Consider the following 12900-nt stretch of genomic DNA (forward strand, 5'->3'; position numbering starts at 1 on the left):
ATGACGATCTGGTCTTCTCTCCGCATTCCTGTCGAAGGGTTTGTCCGGCATGCACAACATCTCTGGTTCCGTCGCCCGGGCCGCCGTGGTGGCGGGCCTGGTCACGACCCTGGGTACGGCCTACAGCGCGGCCGCCGCCCCAGGCGATCCGGCCGGGGAGCGCGCCTCGGCACAACGGGGCACGGCGGCCGCGCGGCAGGGCGACCGTACGGGCGACACCACCGCCGACTCCGCCTCGGGCCCCCGCGACGACCGCGAAGACCGCGAGAGCGGCGGTTACGGCCACCAGGCCCACCAAACCCACCAGTCCCACCAGGGCCGCGACGACGGCGGGCACCGCGACGACCGCGACGACCACGACGCATACGGCCGTCCCGGTCACCACCACGGGCACGACCACGGCCCCGGATACGACCACGGCGCCGGGCAGGCCCCCGACCACGGGCACGGCACCGGCCACCACCACAGCACCGGCCCCGGCACCCCCCACCGAGGCGACTACGGCGAGGAGCAGCAGGAGCAGGAGCATGGCGGCGACACCCCCCGCCCGCACCCCTCCCACCCCCACCCGCACCACCCGCCGCACCACCCCGCCCCGCACCACCCCAAGCCCGCCCCCAGCCCGCCCACGCACCCCTCCCCCGGCCACACCCCGCCTCCCGGCCACTACACCCCCACGGGTGACGACAGGCCGCCGCAGCACGGCGGGCCCCCGGAGCAGAACACGTACCCGCAGCAGGGGCAGCCGCCGCACCAGGGCACGCCCCCGCAGCCCGGCACGCCGCCCCCCACCACGCCTCCGCAGATGGCGCACACCGGCAGTGACCGGCTTCCGCTCTTCCTCGGGGCGGCCGGCGGCACCCTGCTGATCACCGGTGGAGCCGTGGTGGCGCTGGGCCGGCGCGTGGCCCGGCATCAGCAGACGCAGTAAACCTCCGTTACTTCTGCACGCCGGGCGCGTTTAGCCATGACAACTGCGGCTTTGCGGTGGCCGACGGCCCTCGGGAGCCCTGAAGCGTTGGAACAAACAAGGAGAACTTGATGTCTCGTATCGCGAAGACCGTCGCCGTCCTCGCCGGAACGGGCGCGGTGGCGCTGAGCGGTGCCGGCATGGCCACGGCCGACGCGGGGGCGCACGGCGAAGCGTCGAACTCCCCGGGTGTGCTGTCCGGCAACCTGCTCCAGGTCCCGATCCACGTGCCGGTCAACCTGTGCGGCAACACCATCAACGTGATCGGCCTGCTGAACCCGGTGTTCGGCAACCACTGCGAGAACCAGAGCGGCCACCACGGCGACCACCACGGGCGCCACGGCGGCAGCTACGGGCACTGAGCCGGGCCGTCCTCGACGGCTCGGCCCATGAGCGGACGGCCCCCGGGTTCTCCCGGGGGCCGTCCGTGTGTCCGCCGCGCGCGGCGGGCGCCGCCCGGGCCACAGTCGGCGTACTTGTAGCTCTGCCACAGTCGGCGTACTTGTAGCTCTTGCCTCAGTCGGCGTACTTGTAGATCTTGCTGTGGTCCAGGAGCGCCGCCGGGGTGGTGTGCCACGGGGGCATCCGCTCGTTGAGGGCGGCCACCCGCCCGCGCTGGGGGTCGTCGCGGCCCGGCGGCCGGGCGGGGCGGTAGCCCGACTTGGGGTGGCGGGCCTGCCAGCGGGACCAGATGAGGTCGACGAAGGCGTGGTGGAGCCAGAACACCGGGTCGTTGACGGCCCCGCCGCCGATCATGGTGCCGCCGATCCAGCGGTGCACCCGGTTGTGGGTGCGCATGGTGTCGGTGCGCGTGCCGTCCGTCCAGCCCTCCATCTTGTTGCGGAAACCGGTGGGGCTGAGCGAGTTCCACGGCGCGACGTCGTAGACGGAGTCGGCGAGCGCCCGGTTGAGGTCCTCGCGCGGCGGCAGGTCCATCCGGCCGCCGCGGCCGTGGGCGTTGGCGAGGTCGCGGGTGAGGAAGGGGTCCTCGGTCACTGCGGTCTCGATCGTCCAGTTGCCGTGCCGGTGGGCGAAGGGCCCGGTCGTCACCTGGAGGTCCTCGCCGCGCCCGGTGCCGCCCATGAAGTCCTCGGCCCACAGCGACGACGAGGGCGAGTTGTCGCGCGTCCAGTCCCAGTACGGGACCGTCACCTTCGGGTTGACCTTGCGCAGTTCGTTCTCGAAGTCCAGCAGGAAGCGGCGGTGCCAGGGCAGGAAGGACGGCGCCATGTGGGCGACGCGCAGGCCCTCGTCCCCGTCGCCGACGAAGTACTCGATGTGCGTGCGCACGAACCGGTCGTACCGGCCCCGGCGCTTGAGCTCCAGGACGGCGTTGACGAAGGCCCGCTTCTCGGCCTTCGTGAGGTTCTTCTGGTTCTTGCGGATGTACACCATGCGGGTTGTCTCACCTGGCCTGTCGGGTGCGGGGTCACTTGCCGTGGAGCGGGGTCTCGGCCAGGCGGGCGGGCCCCAGGGCGTCGACGGCCGCGCGGACGGCCTCCAGCGGCGTGGCGTACGAGGTGTAGTGGTCCATCGCGCTGATGTACGTGCCGTCCGCGCGGCGCATCAGATGCAGCCGGCGGCCGTCGATGAGCGCCTCGAACCCCGTCCCGGCGGCGCTGGTGCCACCGGGCCCGGCGTGCGGGAGCACCGCGAGGGTGCCGGGCGGGCGCTCGGGCAGGCGGCCGGTCGCCGCGGCGGTCGCCTGCGCGTGCACGTCGGCGAGGACGGTGCGGCCCTGGATGCGCCGGCCCCGGTAGTTCTCGTCGAACGCGAAGGGCAGGCCGCTGTCCTGGGACCCCTTGTCGTCGGTGCCGGTCCAGGTGTCGGCCGGATCGGCCGGGCCGGTTCCGGTGCGCTGGGCGGCGTCGATCCGGGCGAGGGTGCCGCCGGTGAAGCCGACGACCGACAGGGTGAACAGTCCGCGCAGCACATTGCGGCGGGTGGAGGCGGGGGCGGTCCAGTGCGGGCGGCGGGGCCGGAACAGGCCGGCGCGGCGCCTCGGTACCGGGTCTTCGGTGATCACAGGGTCTCCGTTCTGCCCGGGGGCCGACCAGGTGCGTACGGGCCGGGGCTGATCGTTCACAAGGGGGCATTCGGGACAACGAGACCGGCCGGAAACCGTTCCGGTCGAGATTGATCAATTGGCGTCGGATCCGGCAATCGGCCGTGACGTCCGGGGCGGCCGGTCGTTGGAGCGGGTAGGGCAGAGGAGAATGAACGCCTGCCGGGGTCCCGGAAGTCATCACACTTCCGGGGCCTTGGTCTTTACCCGGCCGTGGCGGGCGGCGAGGTCTCCCCCCTTCCCCCGGATGGCGCGCGGCCCGGACGCGTGCCCGGCGAGGCCCCTTCTGACGGCTGCGGGCCCTTCTGACGGCCCGGCACCTGACAGCCCGGCACTCGGTGACCCTGTGTCCGAGCGGCCCGGCCGGTGGCCGGCTGACGGTCCGACAGCCCCCGACACTCACTTGCAGTAGCGGCGCGCTCGCTCAGCGCGACAAGTCCACATGATCGGATTAGCGTCCTAGGTGTCCGTGTTCACCACCTCAGGAGCACCGAAAATGACGTTTCGTCAGATAGCTGTAGTCGCCGCCCTGTCCGCCGTGGCGATCCTCCCGGTCGCAGGCGCCGCCCAGGCAGCGCCCCAGACGGCCCGTACCCCGGCATCGGCGGCACTCTCGTGCGGGTACGGCGACCACTGCAACGACAAGGACCACCGGGACCACGGCCGCTACGACAACGGTGGCAGCTACGGCCACGAGGGCCGCGACGACCACCACGGCCGTTACGACCACAACGGCCGTGACGACTACCGGCACCACGAGGGTCTCCTCGGTGTGCTGGGGTGGCTGCTCTAGCTCCCGGCCGGTCGGCACATGAGAACGGCGTGTGCCGCGGACCTCCCGTCCGCGGCACACGCCGTTTCCGTACGCTCCCCTGCCTCGGGGACCGGTCGGCGACTACCCGCGCAGGCGGCTGACCGGCAGAACACAGTGCCCCGCACCGGTGAGCGTCCGCTCATCGCCGACGAAGGCCCGCATCGCCTCCTCGGTGAGCCGGGCGCCCGGGACCGCCTCGGGCCAGGCTCGGGTGGTGAAGATGAAATGCGCGGCGCCCTCGGCCCTGGCGGCCTCCATCCACTCGGGGGGCGTGACGCACTGGACGCGAAGCTGAGGCAGCGTCAGGGTCACCTGGCCGCCCTCCAGCAGGAGCGTCATCGGCAGCCGCGCCCCGTGGGCGGCGTCGTGGACGGTCCCGGCCGGGATGCCGATCCCCTCAAGCAGTTCCCGGACGGCCGCCTCGGCGCCCTCGGCACCGCCCTCGCCGTCACCGAGCGGGTACACCATGAGAAAGGCCACGTCGCGGTCCTCCTCGAAGTGCGGGCCGCTCCACGCGAGCAGGGAGAGCGTGCCCAACTGGGCGGTCCTGGCAGGGCTTGCGGCACTGGTAGCTGAGGTCATGCCGGGACTCTAGCGACATGAGGGGGACACCAGGAACAAAGGCCACTCGTTAGGGCGAATCGGATTGCGCCGCGCTCCGGCGCCCGGTTGTCCGGCCGCCGTCCCTTCCGGCTCGGCCCCGCGCCGCCGGCTCCGTCGGGTCCCATCCCGGGCACCGGGACCGTCGGCGCTCCCAGGATTCCCTCACCGAAATTCCGCAATTCGCCCCCCATACGGCGAAATACCGCCTCGTGTTCCCGCGAGGGAAACGCGCCGCTTTTCGCTTTCGTCAGTGGGGGATCGGAAGGCCGCCGAGAAGGGCCCCCGGGCCGATGCCATTGGTCTTGTTCGCGCTGCCCGTGGCCTGGGAGACCGTGTGGAACAGGGAGTCCTTGCTGTGCGGGTCGAGGGCGTCGGTCTGGACGACCGTCGGCGGCGCGGGGTTGGTCAGGGCCTCGTTCGCCAGCGTCTCCACACCGCCGTTGAGGCTGGTGGGGACCGGGCTGCCGCCCATGCCGCCGGCCGCGAACGCCGAACCCGCGGACCCCACCACCGCCAGCGAACCGGCTACGACCGCGGCGACCTTCATCGGCTTCATCATCATGTCCTTCCGGTGGCGACATTCCGTCGCGGTTCACTGATTGCGTGTGCGCCTCTGCGCCCTGGGGAAGTGGCACGCGCTTCCTCTTGGCTAACGACCCCCCGGCCCGAGGGAAACCCAGCAATCCGGCAAACGTCGCCGGACCACTCGTACGAAGTGGGCCGCACTGGTGCCCTTACTGGAAAGATCCTCGTATCAGCATCCTGTAGGCATCGAGCCCCCGCCCAGGGGGCCAGTCCCCGAAAACGGCGAAACCGCCCTTTCCCCGCGGGGGAGGGCGGTCCGCACACGGCCCGGCCGTGCTGAGGCGACGCGAGGGCGCGTCAGTCGTTCTTGCACTCGATGCCGAACGCCGGGTTCAGCAGCCCGATGATGTCGATGCTGTTGCCGCAGAGGTTGATCGGCACGTGCACCGGCACCTGGAGGAGGTTGCCGGACAGGACGCCCGGGGAGTTGGTCGCCGCGCCTCCCGCGTGGGCGTCGGCGGCGGCGACACCGGCACCGCCGGCGACGGCCGCGGCGGCAGCGGCGGAGAGGGCGAGAGCCTTGGCGGTACGCGACATGAAGAAGCGCTCCTCTTGATGGGGGACGGTGGCCGGGCGTTGTCGCCCGGCCTGTCTGTCAACGCAGGTCAAAGGCCCCGAGTTGTGGCCCGACTGGGTGAACTCAGTCGTTCTTGCACTCGTTGCCGAAGGCGGGGTTCAGCAGCGCGATCACGTTGACGGTGTTGCCGCAGAAGTTGACCGGCACGTGCACCGGCACCTGGAGGAGGTTGCCGGACAGGACGCCCGGGGAGTTGTGCGCCTGACCCGACGCGTGGCTGTCGGCGGACGAGACACCGGCGCCGAGAGCCACGACGGCGGCGCTCGTGCCCGCCATCGCCACGGACTTGACCATTCGCTTCATCACTTTTTCCTTTCAGGGCAAAGATGAGGCACTTCCCTCAACGAGGCGGTTGACGACTGGATACGGATGATCACCCGATGGGACACTCCGAAACACATTCATGACGATCCCCGGCGGCAAATACGGCTACAGTTGCTGCCCACCCATTGCCCACGTGAAACAGCAGTGCGCCGGAGGCTCGGCCATCCGGCTCAGCAATGCGGAATTGAGTGGCCGACCCGGGGGAACGACACCCGTTCGGCGGGCCGCTTATACGAATACCTTCCCATGGGCGGAGTGACCTCGCGTGCAGCCGCAATTCCCCGACACCGGACCGGAAACCCGGCCCGCGCCGCACCTCCCGCATTCCCCGCGCCCCCCGCACGTCCTGCACCTGGTGCAGCCCGTCGACGGCGGGGTGGCCCGGGTCGTCGCCGACCTGGTGCGCGATCAGCTGCGGTGCGGGATGCGGGTGTCGGTGGCCTGTCCGGGCGGGCGCCTGGGCGCCGAGGCGGCCCGGCTCGGCGCCGACACGTACGCCTGGGAGGCGACCCGCTCCCCCGGGCCCGGCCTGCCCGGCGAGACCGTACGGGCCGCGCGCCTGATCCGCCGGCTCCGGCCCGACGTCGTGCACGCGCACAGCGCCAAGGCCGGGGTGGCGGCGCGGCTCGCGGTGCGCGGCCGGGTGCCGACCGTCTTCCAGCCGCACGCCTGGTCGTTCGAGGCCGTCACCGGCCCCCTCGCGCTCGCCTCGCGCGCCTGGGAGCGGGCGGCGGTGCGCTGGACCGCGCGCCTGGTGTGCGTCAGCGAGGGCGAGCTGCGCACCGGCGAGCGGGCCGGGGTGCGCGGGCCCTCGGTGGTCGTCCCCAACGGCGTCGACCTCACCCGCCACCGCCCGCCCGCGCCCGGCGAGGACGTACGCGCCCCGCTGGCCGCCCTGCGGGAAGTGGACGCGCACGCGCCCCTGGTGGTGTGCGTGGGGCGGCTGTGCCGGCAGAAGGGCCAGGACGTGCTGCTGGAGGCCTGGCGGGAGCTGTCGGGCGAACTGCCCGCCGCCCGCCTGGTCCTGGTGGGCGAGGGCCCCGACGAGGCGGCCCTGCGCGCGGCGGCGCCCGCGTCCGTCCTGTTCGCCGGGGCGGTCGAGGACCCCACCGGTTGGTACCGGGCCGCCGACGTCGTGGTGCTGCCCTCGCGCTGGGAGGGCATGGCGCTGGCCCCCCTGGAGGCGATGGCCTGCCAGAAACCCGTCGTCGTTACTGATGTGGGCGGCTCGTCCCAGAGCCTGCCGCCCGGGCACGCCCCGCTCTGCCTCGTCCCGCCGGACAGCCCGCGGGCGCTGGCCCGGGCCGTCGGCGCTCTGCTCCGCGACGCGCCGCTGCGCGACACCCTGGGCCACCAGGGCCACCAGCACGTGACCACCACCCACGATGTGCGCCGGACGGCGGAAGCGATCGCGGACCTCTACCGCGAACTGACCGGCGCCCGGCGCTCCGAGTGCAGGGAACCCACCTTCAAGTGACTGCGGACAACACCGTTCCCTCCCCCAAAGGGGGCGTTCCTTCCCCGGCGGGTCCGCGCCGGGGCGGCGCGGCCGCGGCGGGATCCGTCTCGACGGTGGCGGCGCCCGGCCGGACGCCCGTCCCGCCGCCGCTGCCGGTGCGGCGCGCGCCCCGGCCGCGTACGGACGCCGCCCTGATGGCCGTGGACGCCTGCGCGGTCCTGCTCGCGGCGGCGGCGGGCGGCGCGGAGCAGGCGCGGACGGCCACCGCCGCGCTGGTCCTGGGCGTGCTGGTCCTGCACGGGCACGCCGGGCTGTACCGGCCGGGCGCCCTCGCCGCCGCGCGCGGCGCCCTGGAGGAGGTGCCCGCGCTCGCGTTCCGGGCGGCCGTGGCGTGGTGCGTGCTGGCGGCCGTGCTCCCGGGGCCCGCGCTCGCGCTGCCGGTGCTGGCCGCCTCCTGCGCCGTACAGACGGGAGCGAGCACGGCCGGGCGCTCCGCCGCGTACGCGCTGCGCCGGTGGCGCGCCGCCCGCGCGCCGCGCCCGGCCCTCGTGGTGGGCCCGGCGGGCGCGCTGCGGCTGACCGCGGCGCTCGGACGCCGCCCGAGCGGCGGGATCCGCCCGGTCGGGGTGGTGGTGCCGCAGTTCCAGCCGGTGCCCGAACCGGTCGGGGTGCCGGTGCTGCGCACCATCGAGGAGGTGCAGCGCGCGGTCATCCAGAACGGCGTCCGCGACGTGCTGTTCACCGACGCCGACGCCGCCGACCCCACCCTGCTGCTGCGCCAGCTGGAGAGCTGGGGCTGCGCCCTGTGGTACGTCGACACCCGCGCCCCGGGCGTGGCCGGACGGGCGGTGCGGGGCGAGGAGCTCGCCGGGTTCCCGGTGCGCCGGGTGCAGGCGGCCGGGGTGCGCCGCCCGGGGTTCGCCGTCAAGCGGGTCCTGGACCTGTGTGTGGCGGTGCCCGCCCTGCTGCTGGCCTCACCGGTGCTGGTGGTGTGCGCGCTGCTGCTGCGCGCCGGCGACGGGCCCGGCGTGGTCTTCCGCCAGGAGCGCGTGGGCCGCGACGGGCGCCCCTTCACCCTGTGCAAGTTCCGTACGCTGCGCCCCGCCGACGCCCACGAGGCCGCCACCCGCTGGAGCGTCGCGGACGACGAGCGCATCGGCCGCACCGGCCACTTCATGCGGCTGACGTCGCTGGACGAGCTGCTGAACCTGTGGAACGTGGTGCGCGGCGACATGAGCCTGGTCGGCCCGCGCCCCGAACGGCCCTACTTCGTCGCCCAGTTCGGCCAGTCCCATCCCGGATACTGGGCCCGCCACCGCATGCCCGCCGGCATCACGGGCCTGGCCCAGGTGGAGGGCCTGCGCGGCGACACCTCCATCGAGGACCGGGCCCGGTACGACAACTACTACATCGACCACTGGTCGCCCTGGCAGGACGTGTGCGTGCTGCTGCGCACCGTGGCGTCCCTGGCGCGTCCGACAGGGAGCTGACGATGAGCCGGAACGCGGCGGCGCCGCCCCGCACCACCGCCCCGCCCCTGCGGGCCCCGCACCCGGCCGTGCGCCGCCGTCTGCACCTGCTGCCGCTGCTCGCCGTCCTCGTCCTGCTCGCCGCGCCGCCGCCCGGCGGCGCGGGCGGCGAGGGAACGGGCACCGGAACACCCGCCGACGCGGCCTGCGCCGTCCTCGCGCTGTGGGCGCTGGGCTCCTCGCTCCGGTCCGGGGCGCGCCCCCTGGCCCCGGCCGCCGCGGGCCTGTTCGGCGCCGCCGCCGCGGGGATCGCGGTGGCCGCCGCCGGGGCCGGCGAGGCCGGGGAGGCGCTCGCCGGGCTGGCCCGCTATCTGGAGGTCTTCGTCCTCGTACCGGTCTCGGTGCTCCTGCTGGTGCGCGACCGCCGCGACTTCACGGTCGTCGCCTGGGCGCTGGTGGCGCTCGCCCTGGCCGAGGGCGCGGTGGGGGTGCACCAGTACGCCACCGCCACCGGCGCCTCCTACATGGGCGAGGACATCCGCGCCGTCGGCACGTTCGGCGCCTCCGACATCATGGGCATGGCGACCGTCGTCGCCCTCGGGCTGGTGTGCGCGGTGGGCCTCGCGCTCGCGCCCGACGCCCGCGCGGGCCGCGCCCAGCGCCCGGTGGCGCTGGTGTGCGCGGCCGCGCTGCTGCTCCCCCTCACCCTCTCCTTCAGCCGCGGCGCCTGGATCGCCACCGCCGTCACCTGCGCGGCGCTGCTCCTGCTGGCGGGCGTGCGGCGGGCGGTGACGGTCGCGGCGGCCGTCCTCGCCCTCGCCGTGGTCGTCGTCGGCGGCGCCGGAGCCGGGACCGCACTCCTCCAGGAACGCCTCACCAGCATCACCCGCGTCACCGACGCCCCCGACCAGTCCGTCACCGACCGGTACACCCTGTGGAGCGCCGCCGCCGCGATGTGGCGCGAGGCGCCCCTAACCGGCGTCGGCCTCAAGGGCTTCCCCGCCCACCGCGACAGCCACGCCCCCCTCGCCCTGTCCTCCGGCAGCGACACCGCGGGCGCGGGCGCCGCCTTCCGCCGCCAGCCGCTGCTCTCCCCGCACAACATGTACCTCCTGGTCCTGAGCGAGCAGGGGCTGGTGGGGGTGTGCACGCTGGTCGCCGGGTGGGCCGCGCTCCTCGTCGCCGCCCTGCGCCGGCTGTACGCGGCGGCCGCGGGCCGCCGCCGCGACCGGGACTGCGGTCTCGCCGCCACCGGCCTGCTCCTGTGGCTCCTGGTCAACTTCTTCTACGGAGACATCGGCGGCCCCTCCACCGTCCTGACCGCCCTCGCGCTCGGCCTCGCCGCCTGGTGGGCCCTCGCCCCGCACGGCGACGCCGTACCCGAAGAGGCCGTACGGCGATGAGCGACGCCTCCCCCACCGCGCCGGGCCCGGTACCGGCCCACCGCCAGGACAGCGGTCCCGCCCCGGAGCCGAACTCCGGCGGGTTCCTGGCGCGGGCCGCCGCCGTCACCGCCGCGCTCACGGTCGCGGGCGCGGTCCTCGGGCTGCTGCGCGACCGGACGTTCGCGCACGTCTTCGGCGCGGGCCCCGACACCGACGCGTTCCTGGTGGCCTGGACGGTGCCGGAGGTCGCGGCCACCCTCCTCATCGAGGACGGGCTCGCGCTGGTGCTCGTCCCCGCGTTCAGCCTCGCCGCCCTGCGGCGCGACCGGGGCGGCCCCGACCCGGTGCGGGCCCTGGTCGCCGCCACCCTCCCCCGGCTGCTGGCGGCCCTCGCGGCGGCCGCGGCGCTGCTGGCGGCGGCGGCGCCCGCCCTGGTGGACCTGCTGGCGCCCGGGCTGCCCGAGCGGGCCCTGGCGGTGGACTGCACCCGCGCCACCGCGACCTGCGCCCTCACCTTCGGCCTCGCCGGCTACTGCAGCGCCGCGCTGCGCGGCCACGCCCGCTTCCTCGCCCCCGCGACGATCTACGTGGCGTACAACACCGGCATCATCACCGTGCTGCTGGTGTGCGGCCGCGCCTGGGGCGTACGGGCGGCGGCGGCCGGGGTCGCGGTGGGCGGCGCCCTGATGGTCGCGGCCCAGGTGCCGTCGCTGTGGCGGGGGATGCGGCGCACCGGACGGCGCGGGGCGCGGTGGCGCGACCCCGGCCCCGTCGGGGACGCTTCCCACGGCCGGGGCGATCCCGGCGGCGACCGGCGGTCCGGCGCCCGCCGCACACTGCGGCGACATGGCGGCGGGCACCACGGGCGCGGCCCGCGCACCATCCCCGGGCAGCGCACACCGGCGAAGCGGCCGGGGCGGCCCGGGGAAGCGGCCGGCGCCGTGCGCCTGGCCATGGTCGCCCCCGTCGTCGTCTTCGCGCTCGGCCGCCAGTGCCAGACCCTCATCGAGCGCCACCTCGCGGCCCCGCTGCCCGCCGGAGCGATCTCGCACCTCAACTACGCCCAGAAAGTGGCGCAGATGCCGATGGTGCTCTCCCTGATGCTGTGCACGGTCACCTTCCCCGTGGTCGCCCGGGCGCTGGCCGCGGGCGACACCGAGCGGGCCCGCCGCCGCGTCGAGGGCGATCTGCTGGTGGCGGGCGCGATCGTGCTGCTCGGCGGCGCCGTCGTCGTCGGCTGCGCCCCGCAGATCGTCGAAGTGCTCTTCCAGCGCGGCGCGTTCGGGCCCGCCGACACCGCCGCCACCGCCGCCGTGATGCGCGTGTACGCGCTGGGCCTGCTCGCCCAGACCATGGTGGGCGTCCTGGTCCGCTCCTTCTTCTCCGCGGCCCGCCCCACCTGGTACCCGGCCGCCACCATGCTGGTGTGCCTGGCGGTGACGGCCGGCGCCGGGGCGTGGGCGGCGCCCCAGTGGGGGGCGCGCGGCATCGCCGCCGCCAACGCCCTCGGCATCGCCTGCGGCGCGCTGCTGCTGTTCGCCGGCGCGGGCCGCCGCCCGGTCGGCCTCGCCCGGCTCCGCGTCGGCGGCGAACTGCTGAAGCTCACCGCGGCCGGGGCGGGGGCCGCCACCACCTGCTGGTGGTGCGCGGCCCGTGTCGCCGACCCGGCCGCGGCGCTCGCCGCCGGCTCCCTCGCGGCCACGGCCGCCTTCCCCGTGCTGGCCCGCGCCGCCCGCGTCCGCGGCTTCGCGCCGCTGACGCTGCTGCGGGCGCTGTCGCGCCCGCTGACCCGCCCCCTGACCCGAAGGCCGAGGCATGCCCGTTGACACCCCCGCCCTGTGGGCGGCGATGTACCACTCGGTCGGCGCCCGCGCCGACGCCCGCGAGGACGACCCGTACGGCATCACCGTCACCCCCCGCCGCCTGGAGCGGCAACTGCGCTGGCTGCGCGCCCGGGGGTTGCTCGGCGTCGGCATGGCCCAGCTGCTGCGGTCCCGCGCCGCCGGCGGCGGCACCCGTCTGGTGGGCCTCACCTTCGACGACGGGTACGCCGACTTCACCGAGGAGGCGCTGCCGCTGCTGCGCCGCTACGACTGCACGGCCACCGTCTTCGCCCTGCCCGGACACCTGGGCGGCACCAACGACTGGGACCCGCTCGGCCCGCGCCGCCCGCTCCTGGACGAGGAGGGCCTGCGGCGCGCCGTGACGTGGGGCATGGAGATCGGCTCGCACGGCCTGCTCCACACCGACCTCACCACCGCCGACGACGACACCCTGCGCCGCGAGACCGCGGAGAGCCGCGCCCTGCTGCGCGCGCTGACCGGCCGGGACGTGCCGGGGTTCTGCTACCCGTACGGCCGCTGCGACCAGCGGGCCCTCGACGCGGTGCGCGCGGCGGGCTACAGCTATGCCTGCGCCATCGACCCCGGCCCCCTGACCGGGCGTTACGCACTGCCGCGCGTCCACATCGGCGAGGGCGACACCAGCTGGCGGCTGCACCTCAAACGCCGGCTGCACCGCTGGCGGCGCCGCCCGCCCGGCGACGGCCCGGGCGCCGGCTTCCTGCCCGAGGACCGCCCGGCCCCCCTCGCCCCGCCCCGCCGCCCCCAGGACGGCAACAGCCCCGGAACCGCCCCCGAGGAACCGGCC

General features: G+C 75.1%; 13 protein-coding genes and 1 pseudogene. 8 read left to right on the plus strand and 6 right to left on the minus strand.

All coding sequences use genetic code 11. The annotated features are described in order from the left end of the window. Positions 1-49 precede the first annotated feature (49 nt). A complete protein-coding gene (locus tag AC069K_RS28995; RefSeq protein WP_478621329.1) occupies positions 50-931 on the plus strand; it encodes a hypothetical protein in 882 nt (293 codons plus the stop codon). Between the two features lie 110 nt (positions 932-1041). Continuing rightward, on the plus strand, positions 1042-1332 hold the full coding sequence (locus tag AC069K_RS29000) for a chaplin (RefSeq protein ID WP_365110512.1): 291 nt from the start codon (positions 1042-1044) through the stop codon (positions 1330-1332). Between the two features lie 154 nt (positions 1333-1486). On the opposite strand, the gene AC069K_RS29005 is transcribed toward AC069K_RS29000, so the two are convergent. Then, the gene (locus AC069K_RS29005) at positions 1487-2365 is read right to left on the minus strand and encodes a tyrosinase family protein (RefSeq protein ID WP_365110510.1); all 879 of its coding nucleotides are present in this window, start codon (positions 2363-2365) and stop codon (positions 1487-1489) included. Positions 2366-2399: 34 nt separating this feature from the next. Beyond that, a complete protein-coding gene (locus tag AC069K_RS29010; protein WP_478621331.1) occupies positions 2400-2996 on the minus strand; it encodes a tyrosinase family oxidase copper chaperone in 597 nt (198 codons plus the stop codon). A 535-nt stretch (positions 2997-3531) separates the two neighbouring features. On the opposite strand from AC069K_RS29010, the gene AC069K_RS29015 reads away from it, so the two are divergent. Next, positions 3532-3828, plus strand: a complete 297-nt coding sequence (locus AC069K_RS29015; RefSeq protein WP_478621333.1) for a hypothetical protein — start codon at positions 3532-3534, stop codon at positions 3826-3828. Positions 3829-3930: 102 nt separating this feature from the next. Here AC069K_RS29015 and AC069K_RS29020 read toward each other — a convergent pair whose 3' ends face one another. The 4 genes from AC069K_RS29020 to AC069K_RS29035 all read right to left on the minus strand — a co-directional run bounded on the left by AC069K_RS29020 (position 3931) and on the right by AC069K_RS29035 (position 5917). Continuing rightward, complete coding sequence (locus AC069K_RS29020) at positions 3931-4431, minus strand: DUF5949 family protein (protein WP_365110501.1); 501 nt, start codon at positions 4429-4431, stop codon at positions 3931-3933. Positions 4432-4699: 268 nt separating this feature from the next. Continuing rightward, entirely contained in the window at positions 4700-5014 is a 315-nt protein-coding gene (locus AC069K_RS29025) for a hypothetical protein (RefSeq protein ID WP_478621336.1), read from the minus strand. Between the two features lie 320 nt (positions 5015-5334). Beyond that, the gene (locus AC069K_RS29030; protein ID WP_365110496.1) at positions 5335-5574 is read right to left on the minus strand and encodes a chaplin; all 240 of its coding nucleotides are present in this window, start codon (positions 5572-5574) and stop codon (positions 5335-5337) included. A 103-nt stretch (positions 5575-5677) separates the two neighbouring features. After that, positions 5678-5917 (minus strand): chaplin, encoded by a 240-nt coding sequence (locus AC069K_RS29035; protein ID WP_478621338.1) that lies wholly within the window; start codon positions 5915-5917, stop codon positions 5678-5680. 286 nt (positions 5918-6203) lie between these two features. Here AC069K_RS29035 and AC069K_RS29040 point away from each other — a divergent pair, with 286 nt between their 5' ends. The 5 genes and pseudogenes from AC069K_RS29040 to AC069K_RS29060 all read left to right on the plus strand — a co-directional run. Then, positions 6204-7415: a glycosyltransferase family 4 protein gene (locus AC069K_RS29040; protein ID WP_478621340.1), complete on the plus strand. Its 1212-nt coding sequence runs from the start codon at positions 6204-6206 to the stop codon at positions 7413-7415. Next, positions 7412-8887, plus strand: coding sequence for a sugar transferase (locus AC069K_RS29045; RefSeq protein ID WP_365110491.1), 1476 nt, complete (start codon positions 7412-7414; stop codon positions 8885-8887). The genes AC069K_RS29040 and AC069K_RS29045 overlap by 4 nt, the downstream gene beginning before the upstream one ends. Before the next feature lie 2 nt (positions 8888-8889). Then, on the plus strand, positions 8890-10269 hold the full coding sequence (locus tag AC069K_RS29050) for an O-antigen ligase family protein (RefSeq protein ID WP_478621343.1): 1380 nt from the start codon (positions 8890-8892) through the stop codon (positions 10267-10269). Then, complete coding sequence (gene murJ, locus AC069K_RS29055; protein WP_478621345.1) at positions 10266-12077, plus strand: murein biosynthesis integral membrane protein MurJ; 1812 nt, start codon at positions 10266-10268, stop codon at positions 12075-12077. Before AC069K_RS29050 ends, murJ begins: the two co-directional genes overlap by 4 nt. Before the next feature lie 22 nt (positions 12078-12099). Further along, a pseudogene (locus AC069K_RS29060) lies at positions 12100-12786 on the plus strand (polysaccharide deacetylase family protein); the annotation flags it as partial. Positions 12787-12900: the final 114 nt, after the last annotated feature.

The organism is Streptomyces sp. NPDC043908 (genome assembly GCF_056435525.1).

Bases quoted from the DNA above. Each gene is read 5' to 3' on its own strand.
- AC069K_RS28995 (WP_478621329.1), top strand. From the start codon at position 50: ATGCACAACATCTCTGGTTCCGTCGCCCGGGCCGCCGTGGTGGCGGGC.
- AC069K_RS29000 (WP_365110512.1), top strand. From the start codon at position 1,042: ATGTCTCGTATCGCGAAGACCGTCGCCGTCCTCGCCGGAACGGGCGCG.
- AC069K_RS29005 (WP_365110510.1), bottom strand. From the start codon at position 2,365: ATGGTGTACATCCGCAAGAACCAGAAGAACCTCACGAAGGCCGAGAAG.
- AC069K_RS29015 (WP_478621333.1), top strand. From the start codon at position 3,532: ATGACGTTTCGTCAGATAGCTGTAGTCGCCGCCCTGTCCGCCGTGGCG.
- AC069K_RS29020 (WP_365110501.1), bottom strand. From the start codon at position 4,431: ATGACCTCAGCTACCAGTGCCGCAAGCCCTGCCAGGACCGCCCAGTTG.
- AC069K_RS29025 (WP_478621336.1), bottom strand. From the start codon at position 5,014: ATGATGATGAAGCCGATGAAGGTCGCCGCGGTCGTAGCCGGTTCGCTG.
- AC069K_RS29030 (WP_365110496.1), bottom strand. From the start codon at position 5,574: ATGTCGCGTACCGCCAAGGCTCTCGCCCTCTCCGCCGCTGCCGCCGCG.
- AC069K_RS29035 (WP_478621338.1), bottom strand. From the start codon at position 5,917: ATGAAGCGAATGGTCAAGTCCGTGGCGATGGCGGGCACGAGCGCCGCC.
- AC069K_RS29050 (WP_478621343.1), top strand. From the start codon at position 8,890: ATGAGCCGGAACGCGGCGGCGCCGCCCCGCACCACCGCCCCGCCCCTG.
- murJ (WP_478621345.1), top strand. From the start codon at position 10,266: ATGAGCGACGCCTCCCCCACCGCGCCGGGCCCGGTACCGGCCCACCGC.